General features: G+C 58.3%; 18 protein-coding genes and 10 pseudogenes. 12 read left to right on the top strand and 16 right to left on the bottom strand.

Translation table 11 applies throughout. From position 1 onward, the window contains the following. Positions 1-52: 52 nt before the first annotated feature. Positions 53-1117: an XRE family transcriptional regulator gene (locus QY049_RS15295; protein WP_128929591.1), complete on the top strand. Its 1065-nt coding sequence runs from the start codon at positions 53-55 to the stop codon at positions 1115-1117. A 1796-nt stretch (positions 1118-2913) separates the two neighbouring features. Here QY049_RS15295 and QY049_RS15290 read toward each other — a convergent pair. Both QY049_RS15290 and QY049_RS15285 read right to left on the bottom strand, forming a co-directional pair. Next, entirely contained in the window at positions 2914-3834 is a 921-nt protein-coding gene (locus QY049_RS15290) for a nucleotidyl transferase AbiEii/AbiGii toxin family protein (protein ID WP_128929592.1), read from the bottom strand. Next, complete coding sequence (locus QY049_RS15285; protein WP_128929593.1) at positions 3821-4618, bottom strand: type IV toxin-antitoxin system AbiEi family antitoxin; 798 nt, start codon at positions 4616-4618, stop codon at positions 3821-3823. The genes QY049_RS15290 and QY049_RS15285 overlap by 14 nt, the downstream gene beginning before the upstream one ends. 315 nt (positions 4619-4933) lie before the next feature. Here QY049_RS15285 and QY049_RS15280 point away from each other — a divergent pair. Then, positions 4934-6209 (top strand): annotated as a pseudogene (locus tag QY049_RS15280) (DUF2130 domain-containing protein). A gap of 416 nt (positions 6210-6625) precedes the next feature. Here QY049_RS15280 and QY049_RS15275 read toward each other — a convergent pair. Beyond that, positions 6626-7948: pseudogene (locus QY049_RS15275) on the bottom strand (AAA family ATPase). An 11-nt stretch (positions 7949-7959) separates the two neighbouring features. Here QY049_RS15275 and QY049_RS15270 point away from each other — a divergent pair. Then, positions 7960-8302 (top strand): annotated as a pseudogene (locus QY049_RS15270) (transposase); the annotation flags it as partial. Here the strand turns inward: QY049_RS15270 and QY049_RS15265 are convergent. The 7 genes and pseudogenes from QY049_RS15265 to QY049_RS15235 form a co-directional block, all read right to left on the bottom strand. After that, the gene (locus QY049_RS15265) at positions 8212-8607 is read right to left on the bottom strand and encodes an AAA family ATPase (RefSeq protein WP_164935606.1); all 396 of its coding nucleotides are present in this window, start codon (positions 8605-8607) and stop codon (positions 8212-8214) included. The pseudogene QY049_RS15270 and the gene QY049_RS15265 sit on opposite strands and share 91 nt — an antisense overlap. A gap of 129 nt (positions 8608-8736) precedes the next feature. Continuing rightward, complete coding sequence (locus QY049_RS15260; protein ID WP_128929596.1) at positions 8737-9483, bottom strand: restriction endonuclease; 747 nt, start codon at positions 9481-9483, stop codon at positions 8737-8739. Positions 9484-9534: 51 nt separating this feature from the next. Continuing rightward, positions 9535-10541, bottom strand: a pseudogene (locus QY049_RS15255) (nucleotidyl transferase AbiEii/AbiGii toxin family protein). Beyond that, on the bottom strand, positions 10534-11133 hold the full coding sequence (locus tag QY049_RS15250) for a DUF6088 family protein (protein WP_128955174.1): 600 nt from the start codon (positions 11131-11133) through the stop codon (positions 10534-10536). Before QY049_RS15250 ends, QY049_RS15255 begins: the two are co-directional and overlap by 8 nt. Positions 11134-11312: 179 nt before the next feature. Then, a complete protein-coding gene (locus QY049_RS15245) occupies positions 11313-11729 on the bottom strand; it encodes a hypothetical protein (protein WP_128929598.1) in 417 nt (138 codons plus the stop codon). A 58-nt stretch (positions 11730-11787) separates the two neighbouring features. Next, the gene (locus QY049_RS15240) at positions 11788-12981 is read right to left on the bottom strand and encodes a Fic family protein (protein ID WP_128929599.1); all 1194 of its coding nucleotides are present in this window, start codon (positions 12979-12981) and stop codon (positions 11788-11790) included. Between the two features lie 405 nt (positions 12982-13386). After that, positions 13387-14211, bottom strand: coding sequence for a hypothetical protein (locus tag QY049_RS15235; protein ID WP_128929600.1), 825 nt, complete (start codon positions 14209-14211; stop codon positions 13387-13389). 56 nt (positions 14212-14267) lie between these two features. On the opposite strand from QY049_RS15235, the gene QY049_RS15230 reads away from it, so the two are divergent. After that, positions 14268-14687: a GFA family protein gene (locus QY049_RS15230; protein ID WP_128929601.1), complete on the top strand. Its 420-nt coding sequence runs from the start codon at positions 14268-14270 to the stop codon at positions 14685-14687. A gap of 52 nt (positions 14688-14739) precedes the next feature. Here the strand turns inward: QY049_RS15230 and QY049_RS15225 are convergent. After that, a pseudogene (locus tag QY049_RS15225) lies at positions 14740-15462 on the bottom strand (CBASS cGAMP synthase); the annotation flags it as partial. A gap of 313 nt (positions 15463-15775) precedes the next feature. On the opposite strand from QY049_RS15225, the gene QY049_RS15220 reads away from it, so the two are divergent. The 5 genes from QY049_RS15220 (at position 15776) to QY049_RS15200 (ending at position 19272) form a co-directional block, all read left to right on the top strand. Then, positions 15776-15967 carry a hypothetical protein gene (locus QY049_RS15220; RefSeq protein ID WP_128929603.1) on the top strand — a complete coding sequence of 64 codons (192 nt, stop codon included), beginning with the start codon at positions 15776-15778 and terminating at the stop codon, positions 15965-15967. A gap of 183 nt (positions 15968-16150) precedes the next feature. Further along, positions 16151-16465, top strand: a complete 315-nt coding sequence (locus QY049_RS15215; protein WP_301269550.1) for a hypothetical protein — start codon at positions 16151-16153, stop codon at positions 16463-16465. 111 nt (positions 16466-16576) lie between these two features. Further along, on the top strand, positions 16577-17377 hold the full coding sequence (locus QY049_RS15210) for an SAM-dependent methyltransferase (protein WP_194408521.1): 801 nt from the start codon (positions 16577-16579) through the stop codon (positions 17375-17377). A gap of 15 nt (positions 17378-17392) precedes the next feature. Next, entirely contained in the window at positions 17393-17614 is a 222-nt protein-coding gene (locus tag QY049_RS15205) for a hypothetical protein (RefSeq protein WP_128929606.1), read from the top strand. Further along, the gene (locus QY049_RS15200) at positions 17611-19272 is read left to right on the top strand and encodes a hypothetical protein (protein WP_128929607.1); all 1662 of its coding nucleotides are present in this window, start codon (positions 17611-17613) and stop codon (positions 19270-19272) included. Before QY049_RS15205 ends, QY049_RS15200 begins: the two co-directional genes overlap by 4 nt. 280 nt (positions 19273-19552) lie before the next feature. Here QY049_RS15200 and QY049_RS15195 read toward each other — a convergent pair. From QY049_RS15195 to istA, 3 pseudogenes are all read right to left on the bottom strand, one after another. Beyond that, a pseudogene (locus tag QY049_RS15195) lies at positions 19553-19940 on the bottom strand (hypothetical protein); the annotation flags it as partial. A gap of 223 nt (positions 19941-20163) precedes the next feature. Further along, positions 20164-20886, bottom strand: a pseudogene (gene istB, locus QY049_RS15190) (IS21-like element helper ATPase IstB); the annotation flags it as partial. 8 nt (positions 20887-20894) lie between these two features. Beyond that, a pseudogene (gene istA / locus QY049_RS15185) lies at positions 20895-22385 on the bottom strand (IS21 family transposase); the annotation flags it as partial. Positions 22386-22500: 115 nt separating this feature from the next. On the opposite strand from istA, the pseudogene QY049_RS15180 reads away from it, so the two are divergent. From QY049_RS15180 to QY049_RS15170, 3 genes and pseudogenes are all read left to right on the top strand, one after another. Continuing rightward, positions 22501-22887 (top strand): annotated as a pseudogene (locus QY049_RS15180) (transposase); the annotation flags it as partial. Beyond that, on the top strand, positions 22884-23486 hold the full coding sequence (locus QY049_RS15175) for a plasmid pRiA4b ORF-3 family protein (RefSeq protein ID WP_128929609.1): 603 nt from the start codon (positions 22884-22886) through the stop codon (positions 23484-23486). The pseudogene QY049_RS15180 and the gene QY049_RS15175, both read left to right, overlap by 4 nt. A gap of 33 nt (positions 23487-23519) precedes the next feature. Then, positions 23520-23797, top strand: a pseudogene (locus tag QY049_RS15170) (peptide ABC transporter ATP-binding protein); the annotation flags it as partial. Between the two features lie 81 nt (positions 23798-23878). Here the strand turns inward: QY049_RS15170 and QY049_RS15165 are convergent. Both QY049_RS15165 and QY049_RS15160 read right to left on the bottom strand, forming a co-directional pair. Beyond that, positions 23879-24535 carry a GntR family transcriptional regulator gene (locus tag QY049_RS15165; RefSeq protein ID WP_128929610.1) on the bottom strand — a complete coding sequence of 219 codons (657 nt, stop codon included), beginning with the start codon at positions 24533-24535 and terminating at the stop codon, positions 23879-23881. A gap of 162 nt (positions 24536-24697) precedes the next feature. Then, positions 24698-26104 carry an MmgE/PrpD family protein gene (locus tag QY049_RS15160; RefSeq protein ID WP_128929611.1) on the bottom strand — a complete coding sequence of 469 codons (1407 nt, stop codon included), beginning with the start codon at positions 26102-26104 and terminating at the stop codon, positions 24698-24700. Between the last annotated feature and the right edge of the window lie 73 nt (positions 26105-26177).

The raw sequence follows: 26177 nt of genomic DNA, 5'->3' as shown, positions 1-26177 counted from the left end.
AAATTTGTGCCCATATCGTACTTCTGTAAACTGAGACGCAAAGGAGGCCCAGATGATCGGACACAAGCTTAAGGTCGCACGGTCGGCCTCGGGCCTGTCGTTGCGTGGCCTCGCTGACGCCATGGATGGCATCGTATCGGCCCAAGCCATTGGCAAATATGAGAGAAACGAGGATATGCCGAGCTCGCGGGTGCTGATCGCCTTGGCGGCGACGCTCCACGTGACGGAGGATTACCTGCTCAGCGAGGACGAACTTGCCCTTGAGGGCGTCGAGTTCCGCAAGAAGGCGGGCACGTCGTTCCGGGAAGAAGCCGCCCTCGAAGCCCGCGCGATTCACATGCTGGAGCGCTATCTCGCGATCGAGGACCTGCTCCAGATGCGCAGCATCGATTGGGAGCAGCCACGCAGCGCACCACATCCGGTGGCCGATGTCCGGGACGCCGAAGATGCGGCTCGCTCTGTCCGCGAAGACTGGGGTTTGGGAAACGATCCCATCCCGCAGCTCGCCGAGCTTCTGGAGGAGCGCGGGATCAAGATCCTGTCGCTCGATCTCGACGATATCGACGGGCTTGCCGCCAAGGTGCGACGCAAGGACCGCAACGCTGCGCGAGTAATCGTCATCAAGCAAAGCACGTGGTCGGAGCGGAAGCGCTTCAATCTCGCCCATGAGCTCGGTCATATGGTGCTGGCCCCATCCCCCGGCGTCGATGAGGAAAAGGCGGCGCATCGGTTTGCCGGCGCCTTCCTGATGCCGGCCGACGTCCTTCGGGCCGAAGTTGGGGTCAGCCGATCGTCGATCAGTCTTGGCGAGCTGGTCGCGCTCAAGAAGCGTTTTGGCGTCAGCATCCAGGCCATCGCCTATCGCTGCAAGGATCTCGGCATCATCAGCCAGTCCGCTTTTGGCCGGCTGTTCAAGATCTTCGCGGAACGGGGATGGCGGACGGCGCCCTATGAAGAGCCAGGCCGGATGAAGCCTGAACTCGAGGAGCCGAAGCGCTTCGAGAGGCTTTGCTATCGTGCGCTGGCCGAACGAGTCATCGGCGAAGCCCGGGCCGCTGAACTGCTGGGAATAACGGTTCGCGAACTGGACGCTCGTCTGGATCAAGTTGCGGCGTAAGCACCTTGGCGGTCCTCGTTTCCGATACCTCGGTTTTGATCGATCTGGAGCGAGGCGCCTTGCTCGAGGACCTGTTTCGTCTCCCTTTTGAGTTTGCGGTCCCCGACCTGCTCTTTGTTCGAGAGCTGGCCGGGGACCTGGGCGATCGCCTTACTGCGCTCGGCCTACGGGTCGAAGAGCTGTCCCCGGCAGAATTGACCCGCGCGACGACAGTCCGCGGCAACGCGCTCATCTCTCCACGCCGGACACGTTCGCGTTTGCCATCGCGGAGGCCCGCCAATGGACGCTTCTGACCGGCGACGGAGGGCTGCGCGAGTTGGCGACCTCGGTCGGGCTGCAAATGCACGGCGTGCTATGGATTTTCGACCAGCTCGCCGACGGCAACCACTGCGAACTGAGCCGACTGCACGCGGGTTTAACTGCCATTTCCAGGCATCCTCGCTGCCGGCTTCCAACGACGGAAGTTCGGCGACGACTGACCCGGTTCGGCGCGTGAACGATCCACCACGCCCCCCCCCCGAAGACGACCGCGAAAGCGCCGAGCTCACGCCAGAGGTCGTATCCATACCCCCTGCCCGCCGGGACGGTCTCTGGACCATCGAAACCGGCGGCGCAAAGTCAATAGGCGCAAAATCCCTCGACGCTCGGCCTAGGTCCCGAGGAGGTTGGACCATTCTCCTTCATCAAGAGGAAGAAGTTTCATTTTGCCATCAAGCCCGACATGCAACTCAGACCAAGGGCTGCTGTCGCCCTGGCGCGCCAGCTGTCGACGAGGGAGTTTTAGGTCGATGGCGCGATAGACTCTCGCACTTCAATGCTAACGAAGGGCAACATCGTTCCTGGCGAACGCGAACCTCATAGGCGGCTCGCCGCTTTCTATCGGTCGTAGTGTTTGCCGCCGGTGCTGATTTGATAAAGGGTCGCCGAATAAGGAAGACGCAGGAGAATGGGACCTTCCTTCGTGACCTTGCCGAGGACGGCAGCCTGGCACAGGAGGCTGACACCACCCATTGTTCGGTCGCAAAAGGCGTCCGCGCTGTCGATAAAGTTCAGCTTTGTAAGGCGAGCTATGACGACGGTCCGCCCCTCGGGTAACGCGCCAATAGGCTGGACAACAAAGATGGTGATGAACTGCGCGCCAATGATGAGCGCTAGAAGGAGCGCACCAATACCGAGTCAGGCTTTCACCCTCCCCTCCGTCTACCTTGAATAATCTATTTCGGCATACTCGGCGCCGACCCGGGTCGCCATGATCAGGCTTCTCACCCGAGGTGGCGAATCCGGCTTGCAACATCGACGCGCGTTCAGCGGATAGGCGCATCGCGCGCCTTTTCTCGAGCAAGCTACGATCGGCAAAGACGATGTGGGCAAATCTCGCCAAGCCTGCCTCGCGCATCTTCTTGCCGCCAGAGGCGGTGATAAAGACGAGAACGATATTGCGGTTCATGCCCTCAATGCGCAAATCCGACAAACACAACAGCGAGCATTTCTGAGCGTCTGCTGTTGGAATAGGTGGTAGCCATTTTGGCGGCCGCGTGTCGTATGGTGGAGACCATCATACCTCTAGCCACGGCGGGACTTACATCGGCGGCTCGGGCTCTTCTCATAAAGGCGGCTCCTACCGAAATCCAAGCACCGGAAACGTGTACGGCACGCATAGGTAGGCGCGTCCACTGTTCGATAGGCGGCTGAGCTGAAGCCCGCAAGCTCTGGGCTCGCTGGGTGGCGGGCGTACCCCAAAAATTCTCTCAACAAGTTGCTACGAGCGTGCTCGACTGAGATCCCCTCCTCCGACCTCAGGCATTGCGCAAGACCTTCTCGAGCTGCGCGACGAGCGTCGCCCTGTGCTCGGCAGGAAGCTTGTCCAGATTGATCTGCTTCCAGCGCACCGCCGGCAGGTCCGCTGCGTCAGGGACGCCTAGCAGGTTCCAATCCGGCTCGCCGCGCTTGAATCCCATGAGGAAGTCCTTGCGAGCTTGCCGCATTTTTCCCGCGATTTCGGCGATCAGCGTTTCCCGGGTTTTGAGCAACTCGTCCAGGGTCACTTCATCGGCGGTCATGCCCTCAAAGCCGTGCGTGAATTCGTGCTGGATGTCCTTGCGACGAGGAACCACGACCTCGGAGATCGGCCGGTCATGGCTGATGAGGTAGACAATGAACGCTTTGCGGAGATCGTCCGTGATGCCTTCGTTGGCGAGCAGATCGCGGACATCGAAGAGGTCGCGCGGATGCTGCCGGTCGAGCGCCGCGACAAGCTTGCCGGCGTATAGATCGGCGAACGAAACGACTTTCATCTGCGCGAAGCCGAACGTCTCTTCGACGCTCGGCGACACGTCGCGCAGCTCCGGCTCGAAGACGCAGCCCCTGATCACCGGCGTGATCTCGATCTTGATCTGCGCGTCGCCTTTCTGGACGGTCAGCTTGGTGACGATCTTTTCACGGGGATTGACGACTTCCGTCAGCCGCGCGCCCGGCAATCCTTTCCTTATGGCCTCTGTCATGCGCTTCATCGCCGCATCTATCGCCGCAAGAGATTCGGGACGCGGAGCCACCGGCAGATATGTCAGGTCGATATCGACCGATAGGCGCGGCATATCTCGGTGGAAGAGATTGATGGCGGTGCCACCCTTGAGCGCAAAATCGGGCTCCGCCGCGACGAACGGGATCGTCTCGATCAACAAGGCCACTTGATGCCGATATTTTTCAGACAGGGGCATTGAGGTCGTCTGGGATGGTTATGAGGTATTTGGTGTCGAGTTTGCCGCCCTTGACGAGCATGCGCTTTCCCGTGCCGAGATTGACTTTCGACTTGTCGATCTGTTTGAGCCAAGCGTGCTGATGTCGCTCCGCGAACCAGAAAAACAATCGTTTGACCTTGACGCTTTTGCAGTCGTTCAGAAGCATTTGCAGCCGCCGGGGGCTCAGGCTCCTCAAGCCTTCCGCCAGTGCATCGACGTGATGGAAGCTTTCGTGGCGGGGCAATTCGTCGAGCAGTTCGAGAAACGCGCGTTCGGGCGTCGATACCGTGAGAGGCCAGTCGAATGGTCCCGGTATTTCCCGCGTTGTCCCCGACTCTGATGTGGGCAGGCTCCCGTGCGTTTTGAACAGGCTTTGCGTGCGGTGAACGCGGAATTTCTGTTTGAGCGGAAGTTTGCCGAGCCAGCCGGGAGCAGACCGCGTTCCGTATAGATGTATGGTCGAAGGACCCGTCTGGCTCAGGTAGTGGCCGAAGCCTTGCACTTCGATGGCGGTGCGTCCGCCAACGACGAAGTCGGAGCCGAGCAATCGCTGGAGTGACACGACGGCGCCCTGCCAGGAGAGTTCACCGAGCGGGCGCTTGAAGGTTCCCCGCGCCGGCTGAACGAGCCAGCCGGCCGATACGTATTGGCTGCGCAAGCTGGTGGAATATCCATGTCGTTCCATCCAGGCGGCATCGACCAGAAGTCCCTGCGGAAGGGTCCTTTCGAGCCTGTTTAGCTTTCTGTCCTTTTGCTCAGCCATACTAAGTAAACTAGCGCATATTCAAACTATATCCAAGGTTTAAGTTCTATCCATTTCCCATGGCCAGACTAAGTAAAATCGTCGTCATACAAACTCACCTCGGGATCCAAAGTTGACGCGCGTTCCTATTTTGTTCTATTCTGGACTACATTCGTGCGAGGCTGCTCGTGCACGCGTTCGGGTAGATCGACGTGTCGGTGGAAAACCCGCCGGCCAAGGTCGAAATCGACGACGCGTATGTGGACATGAAGTCGAGCGACATCGCAATCACGCACAGATCATGTTGAATCCGGTTGCAACGATGATGGGGAATTCATGAGTTTCAAAGCAACCGGCGCTTCGCACGAGGCGACCCTACATTGCCCCAACTGCAATCACGAGATCCGTCTGACGGAGTCATTGGCCGCTCCCCTCCTCGCTGAAACCCGTCAGCGCTTTCAACAGCAGCTGGCCAGCAAAGATGCAGAGATGGAGCGTAAGACAGAGGCACTGCGGCTGGAACGCGAGCAGGTCGCTAAGGACCGCGAGCAAATCGAGGATCACGTTGCGAAGCGATTGACCGCCGAACGTGCCCAGTTGGTCGCGGCCGAAAGCAAGAAGGCGCGAGAGGCGGCCGCCGCCGAGCTGCAGGCGAAGGAAGCGGAAGCTGCGGAGCTGCGAGCCAACCTGCTTACCAACAACGCAAAGCTTGCCGAGGCCCAAAAACAGCAAGCCGAACTGATGCGACAGCAGCGCGCACTCGAAGAGGAAAAGCGCGAACTCGACCTGACAATAGAGAAGCGCGTGCAGGCCTCAATCAGCGAAATCCAGATCAAGGCCAGGCACGAAGCCGACGAGGCTGCGCGCTTGCGCGTTGCCGAGAAAGACCAGACCATCGAGTCGATGACGCGCACGATCGAGGAACTTAAGCGAAAGGCCGAGCAGGGATCACAGCAATCCCAAGGGGAAGTGCTCGAACTCGAGCTCGAAGATCTTCTGCGCGGACGCTTTCCGACAGATTCGATTGAGCCGGTGGGAAAAGGTGAGCTCGGGGCGGACGTAATTCAGCAAGTAAATGGTGCTATCGGCCAATCTGCCGGCATCATCCTTTGGGAAACTAAACGCACCAAGGCATGGAGTGACGTGTGGCTCGCCAAATTACGTGACGACCAGCGCCGTTCCGGCGCCGACGTCGCTCTGATCATCTCCCACGCGCTGCCGAAACAAATCGAGCAATTTGACCTCGTCGACGGCGTATGGGTGGCTCATCCGCGTTGCGCATTGCCGGTCGCCGTGGCGCTCCGCCAGGGTCTGATCGACGTGAGCAGCTCACGCCTCGTTCAGCAGGGCCAGCAGACCAAGATGGAGCAGGTCTATCACTACCTGACAGGCACGAAGTTTCGACAGCGGGTCGAAGCTGTCGTTGAGAAATTCAACGATATGCGCGAGGATCTCGACAAGGAGCGCAAGTTTATGGGCCGGCCAATGGGCCAAGCGGGAAACCCAAATCCTGGCCGTCATCGATTCGACCGTGGGCATGGTCGGCGACCTGCAGGCAATTGCCGGCAAGGCCATGCCGGAGATTCCCAGCCTAGATGCTCCGCTGTTGTAGAACGCTGTCGAGGCCGAACGGAAAACTGGGTGATCCGTCCCCTACCCTCTTTGCGCTGCATCCAGCGATTGGGCTCGATCGCCATTGATGGCGAATACTAAAGCGGAAAACGATCAGCTGTTGCGACGATAGATAAAGGTGACCGGCTTCAAACGGTCGTTCTCTGGCTTCCACGGACGCTGCAAGTCGATCTTTCCCCCTGATTTCTTGCGTCGGCCCAAGGTGATACCGTGAAGGACAAACAGCACGCAGTCGTGCAGTGGATTCTGCGCGTGCCCTTACTTCGTTCGCCGTCAGCACGATCTGCTCACCAGCCGTCGTGGTCTAGTCGGCCAGGCAACAAGGTCCTTGCCTCCGAACTGGACCACTTTAGCATAGCTGTGTTCTTTGCGCCGGGTTGGAACTGCGACAAGGGTTCATCGGCATAGTCGTTGCAGCCCAGCCAGATGGGTAGGGTCTACGGCCTCCATCATCGCGATCAAGGCCGCCGTGGCAGCCTTACTCTCCTCCAGCGTCATAGAGGAAAACCCGATTAGGTCATCGATGTTATCGGAGTGCGATTCCAGTTGCACGAGACGTTCCAGCGCGGCCAGGCGCTCGCCGTCGAGCGTAGCATGATCTTTTCGCAACTGGCCCATCTTCGAAGCGAAACCTGCACTTCCCGGGCACCGGAACGCTAAGAAAACGTCGAGCACTCGCCGAAGTACATTCGGCATCATGTAGGCGTATTCGTAGTCTGGATCTGCGCTGGCGTTGAACTTCAGGACGTGATCCACCAAGTAGTGGTATTCAGACTCATCCTCACGGAGCAGCTTTGACATCTCAACAATAGCTGTTGAGCGTCCGTCCAGCCCTTTTGGAATTTTGACATCTAAAAACAGGAGGCTTGCCGTAGGCGGGGTCGCTTCGTTGCGAGGTTTGTGGAAACCCTTCCAGGCTTTCTTGAACTCGTTCATGCAGTTTTGGTTGTGTGTCAAAACGAACACCTGAGCTGCATTCCCAAGCCGACTTAAAAGAAGGGAACACGCTTAGTTCAACGCTCTGCTGTCCAGGCTAGAAATCGGATCATCCACGACGAGGATACGGTCCTTGATCGAACGCCCTTCAGCCTCAAGCCTTGAAAGGAAATAGCAGAGTGCGATCGCCGTCTTCTCCCCTTCGCTAGGACTGCTGTCTATCGGCCTACCGCGACGGTGGATTTCATAGCCTTTTTCTACGCTTGCAATAGAAAGTTCCTTGTGGCCAAGGTAGGCCTCGATCAAGCGATTGATTTTCTCCGCAGCCTGACCGTGCTCTTTGATCCGAGATCGCAAGTCCGTGGCTTGCTCTTGAAGTTGATTGTAACTGAGCGTCCTAGCATCAACGTCCGTTTTGGCTTCGCTCACCGCGTCGCACGCGTTCTGAAACTCCTGGGATTTGTCAGCCAAATGGTGGCGCCTCAGAGCAAGACGGGCTTCATCCTGCCGTTGGGTGAATTGCGCGAAGGTCTCGTTGTGCTGCTTGATGGCAGCGTTGAGCGTGCCCACCCAGGCGTTTACCAAGCCCAACGTCACGGCGATCGTCTCGTCGTCGTTCCACGCCAGTTCCCGTAGCGCAATTGTCGGTCGGGCTAACTTTGCGTCGATGGCGGCAACCGCCGGACTGAGAACTGTCTCGACCGCTTCTAGCAGGCTGCTGAAAAAGTCGTTTCGTGAGGCGGCTGGAGTGTGATTCTGTGCATGCGGTTGATTCCTTTCGATTGAGGAACGGGATGCGCGGCGAAGATGAGCATGCGGAACGCCTTTTTAGCTACGTGCGGCTGGAGACCCGGATCCCGGCGGACCATCCGCTGCGAGCGATCCGGGAACTCGTTGATGCGGCGCTGAAGGATTTGTCGCGGTCGTTTGATCGGCTGTATGCCCGCGAAGGACGGCCATCGATCCCTCCGGAGCGGCTGTTGCGAGCGCTGTTGCTGCAGGCGTTCTACACGGTGCGGTCGGAACGGCATGATGGAGCAGCTTGACTACAACCTGCTGTTTCGCTGGTTCGTCGGCTTGTCTGCGGACGATTCGGTGTGGGACGCGACCGTGTTCTGCAAGAACCGCGATCGGCTTCCCTGCCGCAGCTCTGTTGAGACTGTACGAGCATGCGCACGCTTGAAGTTTGCTAGCTGTTGCTCCTTTGCGCGAAAGAGCGCTTCTGCCGCGATCTTGCGTTCGTTGGCAACCGGTAGCGCTGCCTCCTTCTTTGCAAGCTCGGCGGCTAACTCGGCCTGTTCTCGGCCGATGTAGAAGACGGGTTTGGCCCGACCAGCCGACCATTGCAGATTCAGGTCGATGAAATCTTCATTGAAGACTGCAAGGCGATTGCTCAAGCTATTGCCCGCACCCGCCTTTACCGTCGTTCCTTCGCTTGTCACAAACTCGAACTCGCAACCAGCGGGTACCCGCAGCTATACCCGCTACATGCGTGTCGCTAAGCTGAAGTCGGTCTGATCAGTCGGAGACCGACACTGCTTCAACTGTTCGACAGATGGTTCAATGCTGGCTTACTTGTTGCGATCTCTGACCGCGCGGAATTTCGCAATCGCCGCTTCTCCATGGTGAAGTGTGGCGTCGAGAAGATCGCGATAACCCACGGCGCTCATGATATCCGTGGGAAGCCCCTTATACTTCTCGGTGGGATCGGGAATATTCTTGAGCGGCAGCGGTGGATAACTGCTATGGCGGAGAATCCTCGAATAAGTAGCCATCGACATCGCGAACCAGCCGAGGGGATCGAGCTCATCCTTCAATTGAAGATATTCGTTTTGATCGGCCTCAGGCCAATGGGGAAACGAGGGCGGCAGGAACGGCTCGGAAAAGCCCATCAGCGGATCGAGCTTCGCTGTGATCACCGGAGTGAAACAATTTTCGAGCCAACTCGGCTCGAACGCGTTCTGAAACTGATCCCAGGTGACCAACTCGACATTTGTCATCTGCGCGGCATCGCGGGCTCCCGACTGAAAGCCCGAACTCGAGATGATGTAGCCCTTGTGGGCGCCGACATCCGTCATCACGCTGCGAAAGGAATGAACCACGGTTTGGGGAACGGCGGCCCTCCAATGCTTGCACCCACAAAGGATGATGTATTTTCGTCCTTTCAGAGTTTCCTCGGCATAGACGTCGATTTCCGCTTGGCCACGAACAAGCTTCACCTTTTTTTCGATTTCGACGGCAAACCCGCATTCCGCCAAGATGCGTGCGGACTGTTCCTGAAGATCTTGCCAGCTTGAGGGGGTTCTCGATGTGATCATGCGAAAGGCGATTGAATGAACATAGCCGACGATGGACAGGGCGGCGGCGCATCAATGTCGCTCGTTGGCACGCTTCTGCAAATCTGCGCAGCGCATCATCAGACCGGCAAAAGGCATGGCGTCGCCGAGAAGCAAACCGGCATCGACCATCTTCTGATAGTCGGCCTCAAGTTCTTTGCGCATTTCACCGTCAGGGACGAGCTGGAGTTTGCCGGAAACGGCGGCATGATAGTCAATCACGTTGCCGTCCCGATCTTTTGTGCGAAAGAATTTGCTTTTCCAGTCGGCGACTTCGTTTGCGAGATCCTGATCGTCGAATGCAGCCTTGGCATAGCCAGCATCATCAAGCTTCACAAGGTCATGCCAATGGCGGGAGATGCGATCGCCTTTGATGCCTTGGGCGCAAAGGACGTGGACGGCGGTGGCTTTCTCCCAGAAGGTGCGCTGAGGCAGCATGATCTTGGGCGCCGCTGCCGAAAACGATAATTCCGGCAGATAAGATGCTGCGTCGCATGTGACCTGGCGTATCTCGGCCGGCTCGCCGGTTGATCGAGCACCGAATTCGAGTTTGACGGACGGCGCTACATATTCGGAACCTTCGGAGACTTGGTGATAGTCGATATAGATCACATCCGCATCGACGCGGAATTTTACATTCACACCCGTCGCCGCGGCATGTTGCTGTAGAACCGGCAGGGCTTCATCTTTGACCCACACGACTAACTTTTCGCGCGCAGCCTTCGTCCATTTGTCGGCTTGGGCGCGTGTCTCGGGTATCGGGTGATCGCCTTTGGCGAGTTCGGGAATGATCTGACGAACGTCGTAGGTGAGATCGATATCTTCGGAGAAGCGCTGGATGATGCCATAACCTTTTGAGAGCGAGGTGCCGCCCTTGAAAACGAGATGTTCGCCGAGCTTCGTTTCAAACAGGCCCTGCAAGGCCCATACGACCCAACTATCTTTTTCAAGCAAATGAATGGGTCGGCTGAGGCGGTGGCAGCAACGCCAAGTGCCTCAAGCCGATCTTCGGCAGAAAACGTCAGAAAGGATTCAGCCATAGCTTAGCAGCGATTGGCTGATCGATTTTGACATCCACGCAGGCAGAGCGGGGCGCACGGCGATGAGGTCTTGCAACGTTTCCGCCGACAATTTCTGCTTAAGGACCCGCAGCGCATCGTTCGCTTGCCGTTTGCCGAGCCATTCCAAGGCGCGAATGGCTTGCCCGGCAGCCGGCTTTGCCGGAAACAGCATCCATTCTGGCGCATGCTTCACCTCAACGGTTTGTGCGCCGAGCTTAAGCTCCCGGTCAGGACCAGACGTCAGATAGACGAGTTTCGTTGGCACCTGGGTCGTAAGACCAAGTGCGTTTGCAGCTGCTGCCCCGTGCGGGACGATTGTTTCGGCACGCGTGGCAGCGAGCGCTTGGACGACTTTCTCCGCTTGCGGTGCGCGTACACCGAACCGGGTTTTGACCGGCAGGACGTAGAACCCATGAGCAAGGCGCATCAGCTCGTTGCGCTCAGAAAGCCTTTTCAGAGCTTGATCGACCGCTGCACGGCTCCCCAAATGCAAAGCATCCTTAGCACCAATCAAGGCGCCTTCGGGCAATGTTCGGGCATATTCCAGAATGCGCTCAGCTACGGTCTGCATGCCCCTCCTCCTATCTGTCAGAAATAGATAGTGATTTCTGACAGCCTGCAATACTTAGCATGCTTGCCAAGCAAAATCAGCAGGTTAGCTGCTAAATTCATCAAGCAGGTAGGTCGAAACACGCTGGATTTTGTTCCCGAGCGGGCTGATGGATCGCACGCCCGCACCCTAAGATAGTGTCATGAGGAATCCGTCACGCAAGCTAATTCACCGAGGTTCCGATGACCCGAATTGATCGTTACTCGCTGGCTGTCGTGCCGCTCGAACAGCTCTTCAATGAAGAGAGCCTGGACATTGCCATGGGTTTTATTTGGAGCCGAAACGGACGTTTCTATTTGGTCACGAATTGGCACGTCATCACATGCCGGCGATTTCCGACTGGCGAAAACTTGCATAGCCAAGGCGCGCGGCCGAACAGGTTGCGCGTCTTGTTCAATCTGGGATTTCAGCAATTTGGAAAGCAGGAGCACCTGATAACGATACGTGACGACGACTCTCGCCCTTGCTGGCTGATCCACCCGAACCGGAATGTCGATGTCGCTGTGAGGGGGCAGTTTTCCATGGCGCGCGACATGTTTCCTGCGCTCCCGCGGCATTACGGGTGTCTGGGCGCGCTCAGGGGCGTAACGAGTCTCCTACCACTCACTCCCGCAATCACGTTTCCGGGAACAATCGCGGAAACAGCACATCCAAGGCCTCAACCGGAAAGCGGAGCGATACCGCGCCCTTGGGCGTGTCTGATCCGAGCACGCCGTCGGCAAGCACGTCAGCAAGCACGCGACGCGCGGTGCGCTCAGGCAAACCCGTTATCCGGGCGACGTCACCACGCTCGAACTGCCCGCGAACCAGCGCCTCTTCGAGGAGGCGCTTTGCTTCTGGCTTGAGCGTGTCGCTGCGTTCGACATAGGTGTTTAAGCGCGAGCCTAGGTTATCAAGCTCAAACAGCCCGTCCATGAACTTCACCTGATCAAGACAGACCTGGAGAAACCATAGAACAAACTCGTTGAGCGCCTTCAGCGAAAGATTGCCCCGTCCGTCGAGGTCTCCCTGTCGTGACGAGTCCGCCATATCCATCATGCGCTTGTACTCGCTCGGCGATTTGAGGCCTCGGGCGAGGCCGCGCGAAATCGACCATAACCCGTGTGAACCGATGCCGGCCAGCTGGGCCATAGCGTGGCTCATCAAGCGGCTAACGCGGCCGTTTCCGTCAGGAAACGGATGGATGTAGTTGAAGCGGTGATGCGCCGCAGGGATCGCCATGATTCGGCCGGCTGTTTTCAGCGGCCTGAAGGCGTAGCGTTGCTCGAAATAGCGCATAAAGTCGTCAACACGCTCGCTAGATGGCGGAACGTGACGGCCTATCGCAACATCATGCTCAGGCTTCGACCGCCATTCGCCGGGCACCATCATAAAGGTCGTGTCGTTGCCGCGGATTTGGAGCATATCGCCCGGCGCCCCTCGATAGAATTCACGATGCAACCACTTGATAAACTCCACTGAGGCCGGCTCACCGAGCTCGCTGTCGGCGGTAAGGCGATCGATCTCCGTCTGCACGCGTACATGTGCCGCGGCCTCCAGCTGAAGGTTGCGACGGCCCTCGTCTTGGTCAAGCTCCCCCTCGAGCGCGCGAGCAATGTCCTTTGGCCGCGTGTTATGGCCCTCGATGAGGTTGCTGTAGTAGGTGTTCATCAGCCGCACCAAGTTGGCAAGGTTCGCAGCTGTGCGCTGATGAAGCCCGACACCGAGCCTGGCCGAGGCTGCCGACAGGTCGGCAACCACATCCGCGATGGCCTCGGACGTTTCCTCAAGCCGCGCCGGCTCAATGCGCTGGGGTGTTTCTATCGCCATTGGCCGATCTTATCGCAAATTAACTAGCTGATTTTACGCATGAATTTCCAAATTACAACCGAATTTGGCCCATTTATTGGCCGATCTCCGATTGCGCTTTCGTGACCGCTGGAACTTTCATTCAAGGCATTGACTTTAAAGCATATTTTAGACCTTTAACGTTTCGATTGGCCGGTATTTTGGCCGGTCCTGCGATCTCTACATGAAAGGTTCTTCATAGGCAGTCCTCTCACCCAACGGCCCTCCTCGCTGGCCGGTACATACATATGCCTCGCCGCCCACTACGAAAAATACCAGTCCCGACGTACTGGGATGTTTATAATCTTCGCGCGACATATTCGGCAAACTCGCGCGCCGTGACGTGCGGATAGCGGCCATGACGGCGAGTGCTGCGCTGCGGCGTTCCTACCCGAGTTCGTGCATCGGCCACGGTCTTGGGCAAACGCCTGCGTGGCGCTGACCGATGACGGTAAGGAGGCCAAGTAAAGCGCTGCCGCAGACATCACGTTCGCCGATTTGAAGCGAGCCGGCGTCCGCTGGGGCCGCACTTGGGTCGATGCCCGCGTTACTGTCGTTCGAACCACTGTTGCTCCCCCGAGCGGTTACTCGCGCCCAGAAGAACACGTCGTCGAGGTAGTTCAACGGCAATATCTCGGAGAGTGTCACCCGGTCTCCGGGCTTCAATTGGACGCGCGCGGGCGAGTAGTAGGCGGATCCAGACTCGACGACCGGACAATCGGATCGGAGGTTGACTGCGATATCCGGGGAAAGCCTCGTGCCCATCAAGAATCCACGCTTATCTGCGTCGAGGAGTATCTGCAGAGTACTCAATCCGAAAGGCATGTCGGGCGTATTTTTGGCGAGCCGAGCCGAACGTTTTCCGAGAAAGACGCACCCTGAAACCGCGATTTCGATAGCATCTACGGCCGTGCTCGTCGGCCTGGTTCCGCCGAGCTCGGCCATGCTCGGAATGGCTTTTCGCGCGATCGGTGACGCGGTCGGACCGCTGAGGATCGATGCGAAGCGCGTCACCGGAATTGCGATGCCTTGCGTCGCGCTGCCCGGCTGGTTGGTCGCTTCGATCATAAGTCCGATCACCCGGCCATCCGAATCCAGCACCGGCGAACCGCTGTCCGATCGGACGTAGTCGCCGGACAAAGTTATCTTGTCGGCGGTCTCATCGAGAACGCGCGCGGCCTGGGCCGTCGCTTTCGCACTCTCCTCGCGCAACTAATCTGCTAGCCTAGTGCTTTGCAGTGAGTCTCGGACGACGATGGGGAATTACTATGGTCTACGCAAGGTGCAACTGTGGTGCAGTCATGCTCTCGCTCCCGGAAGAACCGTCCAAGATAGTCGTTGCTTGTCACTGCATCGACTGTCAACGTCGAACAGGTGCGCCGTTCGGCGTGGGAGCATATTACCCCGCGGAGGTTGTTACCGTCTCAGGAACTTCAAAAGAGTTCGCACATGCCGCTGCAAGCGGCGGGGAAATGCATAACTATTTTTGTCCGCAGTGCGGATCAACGGTCTATTGGAAAGTCACCAGCTTGCCTTCGATGATCGGTGTTGCAGTCGGCGCGATGGCAAATCCAAAGTACCCAGCTCCCGGCATATCGGTTTTTGAGAAATCGAAACACGACTGGGTTCAAATTGAGGGTGCCGTAAAGCACTTTCGGGAAAACTACCACCCGGAAAATTCAGGCTGAAATCTCGCCCCGCGCCGACGAGGTGATTGACGCGTCGAACTTGCGGTCCGAGGTCGGCCACCGCCTGCTTAAACCAATCTTCGAGCAGACGAGGGTCGGATTCGATCCACTTGCCTTCCCGAAGAGCGAGCCGGAGTTCGTCCTGATTGAGGCGCTCGTATATCTCGTCATCGAGCGTCTCTGCATCAAGAAACAGCGCGCTGTCAGCCCGCTTGGTCAATGCGGCGTCCTCGGCCAGCCGAACGAACTCCTGATCCGGGATCGCGTACAGCGGAAGGTCGATGTAAGCTTTGCTGTCGAGGACGACGCGGACGCATTTTTTGGCTCGTCTATCCAACGTCCATTTTCGTTTTTCGCAGAGCGGCGCAAGGACCGTCTCGACCAACCGGTAGTAACCTGCGGCCGCGATCACGGGGTTTCCCGTCTTGGCGAGAAACGAGACCGGAAGGTAAACGCCATCGTCGTAATCAATCTGCTGCGGCGGATGTGCCGGATCATTGAGCGTGCGATACGCGGGCGAGGCACTACCCTGCATACGGAACTTCAGACGCAATCGAGGTTCGGTCGCGCCCTTCCGAACGGCAGTCGTTTCCATAACCAAACTACGATCCGCGAAGCGTTGCCAATCCGAAAATCCAGCCTTAAGCGTCTCTCGGATCTCGTCACGTGCCTTGCGGAGCTTTCCCTCGCGCGGCTCCGGTACCGTGAGCCGGGCGAGATAGTCGTTCTCGGTCGCCGCGTCAGTGAATGCGCGATGCAAGTTGAGTAGAGCCATTATCACCCCCAAATCGAGCGGAATATCAACAAAATGTGGTGGGCTGCTGCCCAGACACGAGAGGTGACGTGAACAAATAGGGTCCCGCCGGAACGCGCCTTCTTTCCCAGTTAAAAATGCGAGAGGATTCGGTCTTCCGGTGGGCAAGCCGTGGTTTGTAACAAAACTTCAAAAAAATATAAGTGATTTCAATACGATCTGGCAGAGAGAGTGGGACTCACCCCCTTTCGGGGTCGCGGACCCCTTGTTTACAAGCCTAACCTTCATTTTCAGGGGTTCTTGTACGGCCGGTCCCACACCGAGGTGCTCCACCATGTCGAATTTCAAGATGCCCAAGCCGATCAAGCGACCGACCTCCGAGAACTACTGGATCCGCAAGAAGGTGCCCCTGGTCGGCAAGACCGAGCTCTGGGCCACTCTGGGGACCAAGGACGAACGCCAGGGCCAACATCAAGATCGGCGCCGTCAACGTGGCCATCGAGGCTCAATGGGCCCGCCTGCGTGACGGGGCTGCCCGGGCGGCGAACTCGACCGAGGTAAGTGGCGACCCGCGCCAAGCTCAAGAAGCCTCTGTTCTACGATCCGGAACGTCGTCGCGGCGGAACGGTCAGGGCATCCTCAATTCCACAAGCTCGCGGAGCGGATCGGCGAATGGGTTCACGGTCCCGGAATCAACATACCCTACGACGTGAAGCCCAACCACGGCTGGCGCCATCTGTTCAAGAGCGTGGCGAGGCACGTCAAGATGGACCGCGAGGTCGAAGGCTTCATCACCGGCCACCGTCCCAAGGACTCGAACGCGGGCAACGACTACGGAGACTGCTGGATCGAGACGATAGCGGCCGAGATCGAGAAGTACCCGCGCTACGACATCGCCGCTCTTGATCATCCCCCGGTGCCGCACAAGCGCCGCGGGCGGACCAACTTCGACGTCGCGATCGCGAAGGTGGCGAAGGAAGGGCGCAAGGCAGCACGCGCGAGCCGGAACTCTGGTGCTGGCTAGGCGACAGAGGAGAGCGGGTGGATGGGGCAAGCGGAATTCGCTTCCCAATTTCCGGATTTCTCCGGGCAGGAGTAGCGGATAGTGAAGGAACTGGGGTAAAAACGACCTGTGATGTCGCAAAGCTGTCCACCTTCGCCGGAGTACCCGCCGATCAAGACCGCCGATCTCTACCTCATCGGATGCGGAATCCTGCCTGCGCGAGACGTCACTTTGGAAGCGCTCTCGATCCTGCGTCAGGTGGTCTCATATACGACGCTGCCAAGCCCCAATCTCCGGTCGTTTCTCGAAAGCAACGGGCTTGATTTCGTCAACATCGAGCACCTCTACGAAAAAGGGAAAGAGCGAGCGAAGATTTACGCAGATGTCGCCGCCCATATTTTCGAAAAGGCGACCAGGGAGCGTCCGGTCGCGTATTTGACCTACGGGCATCCGATGTATCTCGACGAGCCCGTTCGTTTGATGATAGCCGGCGCACCGGCAAGAGGTCTGCGGACGCACGTCGTACCAGGTGTCTCATTCGTCGATTCCATCATCGCACGATTGCCGCTTGTGGTCGGCCCGGCCGGCTTCCAGGTCATCTCGGCCGATCCCTTGGTCGAAGGCACAGCCTCGATCAATCCGTGGCGATCGACCCTCGTCGCGCAAATCGGCAGCTTTCGGATCCCCACCGCAGACGGCGAGCAGGCATTGGCTCCCGCATTGCTGGCACCATTGATGGAGCGGCTGCTCGAGCAGTATCCCGCCGACCACCGCATAACTTTTTGCGACCTCGATGAGAGCGGCGCGGAGCCGCTGTTTCTGACCGTTCCGCTTTGCGCTTGGAGCCTGGCGGCGGATGGGGTAAATTACGCGACGACAATCTACATTCCGCCGATCGACCCCGCCAATGGCGGTCGCGAGAACGGCTTTTGAAACGGGACGTTTGCCATGACTACCGGCCCACTTGAGCGCGTGCTCGCCAGAGCGAAGGAGTTGCTGCTGACGGCGCCCGACGATTGCGCCCGTGAAATCAGAGCAATGCCGGAATTCACACAGCTGTCATCAGCCGAGCGGTCGGCTGTCGCGCAGTTGCCCGTGCGCGAGATCGCCGGTTTCCTGGCGACCGCCGATATCAGGCGTGTGGCGTCACGGAAGGCTGCGCAGGCTTGACGCAGACAGGTGAGCCCGAACAGGACTCACCCCCGCCGTACCGCGAAGTCTACGCGGCGGCGATTATGCCGTTCTTGTACCAACCCAATATTCATGAGTTTGGGGGATGCGGGAGCACGAAGCACTTCACGCGAGTAAAGTCTGAAAAAAAGACGGCCAAGGCAGCGACGTCCCCCCAGCAGACGCCCGAAGCGGCGACACCAAGCTGGGTCAAGGCATTCGGCAAAGCTAGAGACAACATCTACAAGGCGCAACCGGCTTGGCGCGAGGTCACTCAGTTCAGCATCGAGGTGCCGATCGAAAAATTCGACCTCTATAAACAAGAGCTTGAAGAGAAGCCTGATAGAGAGGAGGCTAAAAAGCCGCGGAAATTTCCGATTGAGAATCCTCGCTTCAGGGCGATCGTTTCACTCTTCCCTGGGACGGGCGTCGGCACGATCGCCTTCTGGCTGAAAATCGGGTCAATCCATGCGTGCGATGCTTTGCAAGCGGTTGACCTCTTCAAGCTGACCGACCCCGCTGCGGCTTTCGGCTGTCTGAAGGTGGCTCACAGGTCGACCCCCTTTGAGCAGGTCTCGGACCTTGCAAAATTTTACCTGCAGATGTTCCGGGAAGAATCTCCGGCCTTATTCACCGAGCCCCCCGAGCGTCCTGCGGTTCATCCCGAGCTGCGACGATGGAACGAGACCTATAGGCAAGTCTTGGAACGTGCCCGAGCCTACTGGGCCAGATTTCAAGAGAAGTATCCGGATCTTTCGCGCGACTTCAAGGAACCAAGTCAAGAGGGTGATGAACAAGACCCGTCTTTCTCCTATCCTTTCTTGTACGTTTCCTCCGTCGCGGACACGAGAAATGCGGCCGACCTCAAAGAGGGGAAAACAGGGCAGGAGATCGTTTCGATCAACAACCGCTACCGCCTCTTGGACCAAACCATTGCGGCCTCCGAGGTCGAACAGGCGTTCGAGGCCAATCTACTACAATACGACTATGGGGTGATCCTGGTCTCGCGTGCGAGCACGGTCGAAATCCATGCGGAGATGCCGTTCTCAAGGCCGAAGGCCGGGCAGACGGTGCAAGACTCGATTCTCGACGACCTCTTCCAGTTGATGCTCCTCGCCGAGGTCCCGGTCATGCAGTTGTTTTCGCTGCAGCACGTGAATTTACGACTAGGGAGCGATCTCGAGAACGTTCGGACCGAGTTGCATCCTAGGACTTGGCGTAACCCGCTCGCTGTAGCCTTAATTTCGCTGGTGGCTCTCTTTGTTGCAGTAGTCATCATTTACGCATCTGTGCGGGCATCGTGGCCGCTAACACTTTTGAGATGGCCAGCGAGGCTTTTGGAAGTTTGCGCTTCCATCCTCTTCTGGCTGTCGATCTCGGTGGTCGCTTTCAGCTTAGCAGAACCGCTTTGGCAGAATTTGCTGCAAAAGCGGAAGTTCATGAACTTGATCAGCCGCTTCGGCACTGTGTGGGTAGCCGGTGAAGTGATCTACGGTCGATTCAACGATGCCTACCAAAGCGCGTTTCCGATCGCCCAACTGACGAAGAGTTACGAACAGAAGCAGGCGACACTCGATTCGCTGCTTGAGTCCGGGTTCCGTCTATTCGTTACGGTCGTAGGCCTGCTGGTCGGGCTGTTCACTGCGCTTGTTCGATGAGCACAAAGGCGCCGGTCTCGTCTCAGCGAATCCTCCTCGCCGACGATGGCACAGAAAGCATCTTCTCGGCGCCGGAACGACCAAGCTCGCTTACAAAGCCGCACGCCTGATCGCCTGGGCAGACGACACTGGAGGCTCTTGCGGAGCAAGGGGTCGACCGCGCGCTCGACCTCGGTCCGGGACACGCGCTGGCCCAGATGATGCAGAGCACATTCCCCTCGATCCGATGTTATGCTTCCGACGGATTCCACAGCATCAATGGTCTGCGCGACTGGATCGCCTTCAGGAAAGCGATCTCGTCCTCGGACGCTGTCTCGCAGACGTCGATGTACCCAGGATTTGGACCGACCGTCGCTGCCGTCGCTCCCGCGATAGCCGCGCCTCTTGAGTAAATCCTTGAGATCGAACGGGGATTGCTCCGCCCACACCCGCAGCGTCGGCTTGCGGGCGGTCCCGAGCAGGAGCGCGAGAGCAGGCTCTCCTGTTGTCGGCAGGTCGATCGAGAGGATTTCCAATAAAGCGTGGCAATCGTCGACCGCGCGATGCGCATGGTGGAAGAGGCCGGCACCGTTCAACAGGTAGCCGAGACGCGACCCCTCGAAGCCATGCTTCCGCCAGTCGACCTCGGTAGCCGAGCATCCCCAAGCCTTCGTCTCGAAGACCGGCCAACAGCGCGCCGCCATCTCTGCTGCGAATTGCGCCAGCCACGGCAGATCATACCGCGGTTTCATGAAGAGCGGCGATTTGCCTGTCAATCGGCCTGCAAATTTGACCCCTCATCGGCGTCCAATTTTGACCCCTTCGTGCGGCGGGCTTTGCTGGTAGCGCTCGTCTCGTCGGAGCTGGCCGGGATAGCGGAGGCGAGACGAGCGCGGTGGCGTGATCGTCGTCTCGGCTCTTGAACCGCCAGCTATCGTTGCCGGTTTCGACAATGTCGCAGTGATGGGTCAATCGGTCGAGCAGCGCGGTGGTCATTTTGGCGTCGCCGAACACGCTCGGCCATTCGCCGAAGGCGAGATTGGTGGTCACGATGACGGAGGCGCGCTCATGGAGCCGGCTGACGAGGTGGAAGAGAAGCTGGCCACCGGACTGGGCGAAGGGCAAATAGCCGAGTTCATCCAGCACGATGAAGTCCATCCGGGTCAGATGCTCGGCGAGCCGTCCTTGCCGTCCGTTGCGGGTCTCGGTCTCGAGGCGATTGACGAGGTCGACGACGTTGAAGAAGCGGCCACGGGCACCGGATCGGATGCAGCTTCTGGCGATGGCAATGGCCAGGTGGGTCTTGCCTGTGCCGGTGCCGCCAACCAGCAAGACGTTGCGTTGTTGGGCGATGAAGCCGCCGCCAGCGAGATCATTGACGAGAGTCTGATTGATCGGCGTGCCGTCGAACTGGAAGTCGGCGATGTCCTTGGCCAACGGCAGCTTGGCAATGGTGAGCTGGTATTTGATCGACCTGGCTTGCTTCTCGTTGATCTCGGCGTTGAGCAGGTCGCCGACAATGCGCTGAGGTTCGTGCTGGCGCTTGACGGCAGTTGCCATGATCTCGTCGAAGGCAGCCTTCATGCCGTAGAGCTTGAGTTCGCCCATGAGGTCGAAGATTTGGGTTCGTTCCATCAGATGGTCCTCCGGAGGTTGTCGTAGCGGGCACAATCGGCGATCGGCGCATGACGGAGCGTCAGTGCGGCCGGCGTCATGATGTTGGCCGGTGGGGCGGGTTCACGTTGACGGGCCAAGATATTGAGCACGACATCGGCGGAATGGACGCTGTGACTGAGCGCTTCGGCACAGGCCGCTTCCACCGCGGGCAGACCGTCAGTCAGCACCGCGTTGAGGATGTCGATCATTTGCCGATTGCCATCGTCCGTGCTGGCAAGTTTGCGCCGGATCCGCTCGATCGCGGCCGGCAGCACCCAGTCTTTGAAGGGAGCACCGTTGCGCAAGGCGCCGGGTTTGCGGGCGAGCACCGGCACGTAATGCCAGGGGTCGTAGACGGTATCGCCGCGGCCAAAGGATCGCGGGTGCTCGGCAACGATGCGTCCATCCTGACGGATCACGATGCGATCGGCATAGGCTTGAACCTCGACCGGCCGTCCGACTGCGCTGGCTGCGACCGAGTACTTGTTGTTGTCGAAGCGCACCAGGCAGGTCTTCGAGACCGATGCCGTCACCGCATGGAAGCCGTCGAAGCGGCCAGCATAGGGAACGAGTTTGGGGCGTTCGGCTTCGAACACTTCCCAGATCGTCTGATCGACCAGCTCCGGATGGCGATGAGCCTTGGCGTAGGCGATGCATTTGTCGAGCAGCCAGGCGTTTAACTCGTCGAGGTTTTTGAACCGCAGCCGCGGCGTGAAGAAGCGTTCCCTGACCAGCCCGACCTGGTTCTCGACCTGCCCCTTCTCCCAGCCCGACGCTGGCGTGCAGGCGACCGGATCGACCAGATAGTGGCTGCACATCTGCAGGAAGCGGCGATTATAGAGACGCCCTTTACCGACGAAGATCGTCTCTACGGCGGTCTTCATGTTGTCATAGATGCCGCGGGTGCAGGTGCCTTTGAACAGCGCGAACGAACGGTCGTGGGCGTCGAACACCATCTCCTGCGTCTCCCGCGGATAGGCCCGCACGAACAGCATGCGGCTGTGACAGAGCCGAACATGGGCGGCCTTCACCATCACCGTGGTGCCGCTCAGCAAGACCACCTCGTGGCTCCAGTCGAACTGGTAAGCTTCGCCTGGGGCAAAACTCAGCGGGACATAAGCGGCTGCGGTCGATTGCCCGCGTTCCTTGCTCCAGCGCCTGGCGTAACGCCGCACCGCATCGTAACCGCCGTCGTAGCCGCGGCGGCGCAGCTCTTCGAAGATCCGGATCAACGTCAGCTGTTCACGAGCCGGTTTGGCCGCGTTCGCCGCCAGCAATCCGTCAAGCTCTACTGCCCATCGGCCCAGCTTTGGCCGCGGCTGCACCTGCCGCTCGTACTCGAAGGAGGTCTCTCCCGACCTCAGCACCTTCCGGACCGTGTTCCGCGACACCTTCAGGTCACGGGCGATCTCCTTGATCGTCTTGCCCTTGATGAAGTGCTCGCGCCGGATCCGGGCAATCGTCTCCACGATCAGCATCCCCCACCACCTGCTTCGTTCCAAAGCAGGCAGCGCAACAGACCAATCTGTAGGGGGTCAATTTTGGACGCCGATCCCCCGGCTTAGGGGGTCAATATTGCAGGCCGAATGACAGTTTGAGGCCAAGCTTGATCACCTTGCACCGAAGAGCGACACGGCGAAGGCTTTGCGTTACGCGCTGCGTCATTGGAACGGCCTGGCGCTCTACCTTGATGACGGGCGCATCGAATTGGACACGAATGCTGTCGAGCGTGCGATGCGGCCGATCAAGCTCAACGCCAAGAACTCCCTTTTTGCCGGTTGCGACGAAGGTGCCGAGAATTGGGCATTGCTGGCTTCGCTCATTGAGACCTGTAAGCTCAATGGCGTCAGTGCCGAGCACTGGCTCGCTGACGTTCTCGCCAAGCTCGTCAATGGTTGGCCTGCGGCGCGGTTGGACGAACTGCTTCCCTGGGCGTCGACCTATACGATGCATACACTTGATCCGAGGCTGGCGGCATGAACCTGAACACGACCGCGGTCCGGATCAAGGTGACCCTCAAGGATGTGAAGCCGGCGGTGATGCGTCGCCTCGTCGTACCCGTCACCTTGCGCCTTGATCGGTTGCATCTGACGCTTCAGGAGGCATTCGGCTGGACGAACGGTCACCTCTTCGAGTTCTTCGCTGGCGATGTTCATTGGGGAATTCCTGATCCCCACAACGATTACGGCCACCAGCCCATGGATGCGAGCAAAGCGCGCCTCTGCGACATCGTTCGCGAGACCGGCGCCAAGACGATCCACTATCTCTATGACTTCGGCGACAGCTGGGACCATGTGATCAAGCTCGAAAAATGGTTCGAGAACACCACGACGGAGGGACTTCCCTTCTTGCTCGAGGCCGCCGGTCGTTGTCCTCCGGAAGACGTAGGCGGTGCGCCGGGTTATGCCGAATACCTCGAAGCCATCAGAGACCCCGCCCATCCGGACCACGAACATATGCGCCTCTGGGGCCCGGGGCGGTTCGATCCCAACGTCGTCGACCGGAAGGCGCTCGAAGCCGCCGTCAACGCGTTGTCCGACATATGGAAACCGCGGCGGCGCGCTACGCGAACAAAATAGGCGTCAAGCGCCATTCAAAAGGGCCGCAGAGCTACACTTACCATGAATCCGAAGGTAATGCTGTTCGACGAGGTCCTGCCGCGCTCGATCCGGAAACAAAGAAGGAGGATCTGGTCACCATTCGCGATCTCGCCGCAGAAGGCATGACCTGCATTCTCGACACCTACGAGATGGGCTTCGCTCGCGAAGTGGCGGATCATGGCTACTGCACCGATGGCGGCGTCATCGTCAAGCACGGTGCACCAAGTTCGATCTTGGGTACGCCACGCGAAGAACGGACCCGGGTATTTCTCGATAAAGTACTGGGTTGATCTAACCGCCGCAGTATGAAGATTCAGGAAACGCCGGTGGCGTGAAGGAAAGTACGCTTTCCGCGCCAGCAATAGGAGCGCTCACCGACTCCTACGGCGCTGCACCATGAGCGCCTTCTTGGTGTTAGAGATATGTGCTTCGAGAAGATCGACGGCCTTTTCAACGTTCCCGGCGCGGCAAGCTTTTAAGATATCCACATGCTCTTCTTGCGGCGTTTTCTTGCCTGACGCCATAGAGACTTGTGCCCGGACGAACAAGCTCACCTGCCCGTAGTTGCCTTCGATAAGAGACAGCAATCTAGGTAGATTACAGGGGATATAGAGGGTTTCGTGAAACTTCCAGTTCATCTCCGCCCATTGAGCGGGGTCGCTTTTCTTGTCGTATTCCACGAGAATACGTTTGGCCTCATCAAAATCACTCTGAATCATATTAGGAATGGCTAGACGCAACGCGCGGCACTCCAGCGCAATGCGAATTTCCATCAATTCGATCACCTCGGCCGAAGTGAATGAGACTACCTTGGCGCCCCGATTGTTTAGGAGCGTGACCAGACCCTCCGCCTCGAGGTGTCGCAAGGCCTCCCTTACCGGAATGCGGCTCGTTCCGAATTTGTCCGCCAATTCCTCTTGGCGAAGCTGCTCGCCGGGGGCGAATGTCCCAGCAAGAATGTCAGCCCGGAGAAGCTTTCTCACCGTCTCAGTCGCCGAAGGCCTTTGTTGATTGTCCAGTTCTGTCACAAACTTCGCCTCAAATGTATCCTCTTTGCCGAAATTATATACAAAAGGAGGACGAAAGCAATTCGCTCACCCGAACATCAAGCGTTTCTGGGCCTTCCGACCTCCGTTGTTCTCCCTAAATACCCACCACCAGCAGATGTTGATTCTGACAGATTGTATTGACTACTCATCCAGAAGGCTATCGACTTCCGACCACTGCACAGTTTCGAGTTTCATCAGCATATTCCAAAGATCCCTGGCTTTCGGCTTTCCAACAGAAAGCGCTGCACACGTTTCGAATTTTCGTCGGAGCCTTTCAGGCGGAGCCGGATATTGATGGTTGCCGACCGCCACGCTTTGCCGCTTGAGATGGATCTTCCCCGACTTGTGAACCGCTTCGATTTCGGTAAAGGCGGCTCCTTTGGTATAGACCTTTTCGAACTGCTCCTTGGTTGACAGGTCGGGATGAACATAGGCATTGACTTTGCCCATGCGGCCGCGGATCTCATTTCCGGCAACGGACTGGTCGGAAAAACTCCCAAGCGTTACGTCGCCATGCGCCAATGCCGCCGCTATGCAATACGGGATGCTGAACCTCGCCTGCAGTGCATCTTTCGGATCGTTGTATCGCATTAAATTCAAAGCATGGTAGCTGACGCCCACATTGATGACCTCGAGGTCGTCCGCCACGATTTCGCCACTCGCAATACCCTCCGTTACAAGATCCAGGGCCGGATGTACAAGCGAGCATGTCGGATAAAGCTTGGGGTTATTGCGGATGAGTTCGAGGGATAGGCCAAGATCGCGGATTGCTTCGTCCGCGTTCAGCTTTTCTGGATCTGTAAAGAGATCGAAAAACCCCTCGTGCCCCTCGATCGCATTAGGGCTTGATCGCATTCCGGCCTTAGCAAGTTTGGCGGCAAGGACGCCGTTCTGCGCTGCGAATCCTGCATGTAGCGGTTTGGTCATGTATCCGAAGTTTTGACGTAATCCAGATGCAAGCGAGGCTGCAATTCCGAAGGCTTCTAGCATGAGCTTGCCATCAAGCCCCAACAGGTTTCCGGCGGCAGCGGCAGCTCCGAATGTCCCGAGCGAGGAAGTTGTGTGCCAGCCACGACCATTGTGTTCATAGGTTACGGCGATGCCGAGACGGCCTTCCATCTCGACACCGGCCGCATAGGCCGCAATGATATCTGCACCCGAAGCTGCCAGTTCGTCTGCGAGCGCAAGGATAGCGGGCAATACTGGGGCGGATGGATGCCCCACCATCGCATAATTACCGTCGTCGAAGTCATGCGCATGAGCCATAGCGCCATTGGCCAGAGCAGCATTTCGAGCTGTCGTTCGCAGCGCAGTATTCCAGACACGTGCCTTTCCTGGTTCTTCGGCGAAGAACCCGCCCATGACTCCCGCAACTTCCTCAGCTTTCGCCGCTAGGGCAACAGACAACGTGTCGGCAATGCCCCTCTTTGCGGCCTCGACGGCGGCAGCGGACATTGATTCGAACTTCAGCTCCGCGCAGAAGTCAGCAAGGATGCGGCCGACTTCCGGTCGCTGCTTTTGAGAGTCTGACGCTCTTTTCGCGTTCATTTTGCTTCCTTTTGCTTATCTATCGATTATGCCGACCAGACGTTTTTGTCCGGCCAATTCGGTTCGAGCTCGA

The sequence above is a fragment of the Bradyrhizobium sp. WYCCWR 13022 genome (assembly GCF_030435535.1).
GTDB lineage: Bacteria > Pseudomonadota > Alphaproteobacteria > Rhizobiales > Xanthobacteraceae > Bradyrhizobium.
The sequence above is the reverse complement of the archived record's forward strand: the minus strand, read 5'-3'. Positions and strand labels throughout refer to the sequence as shown.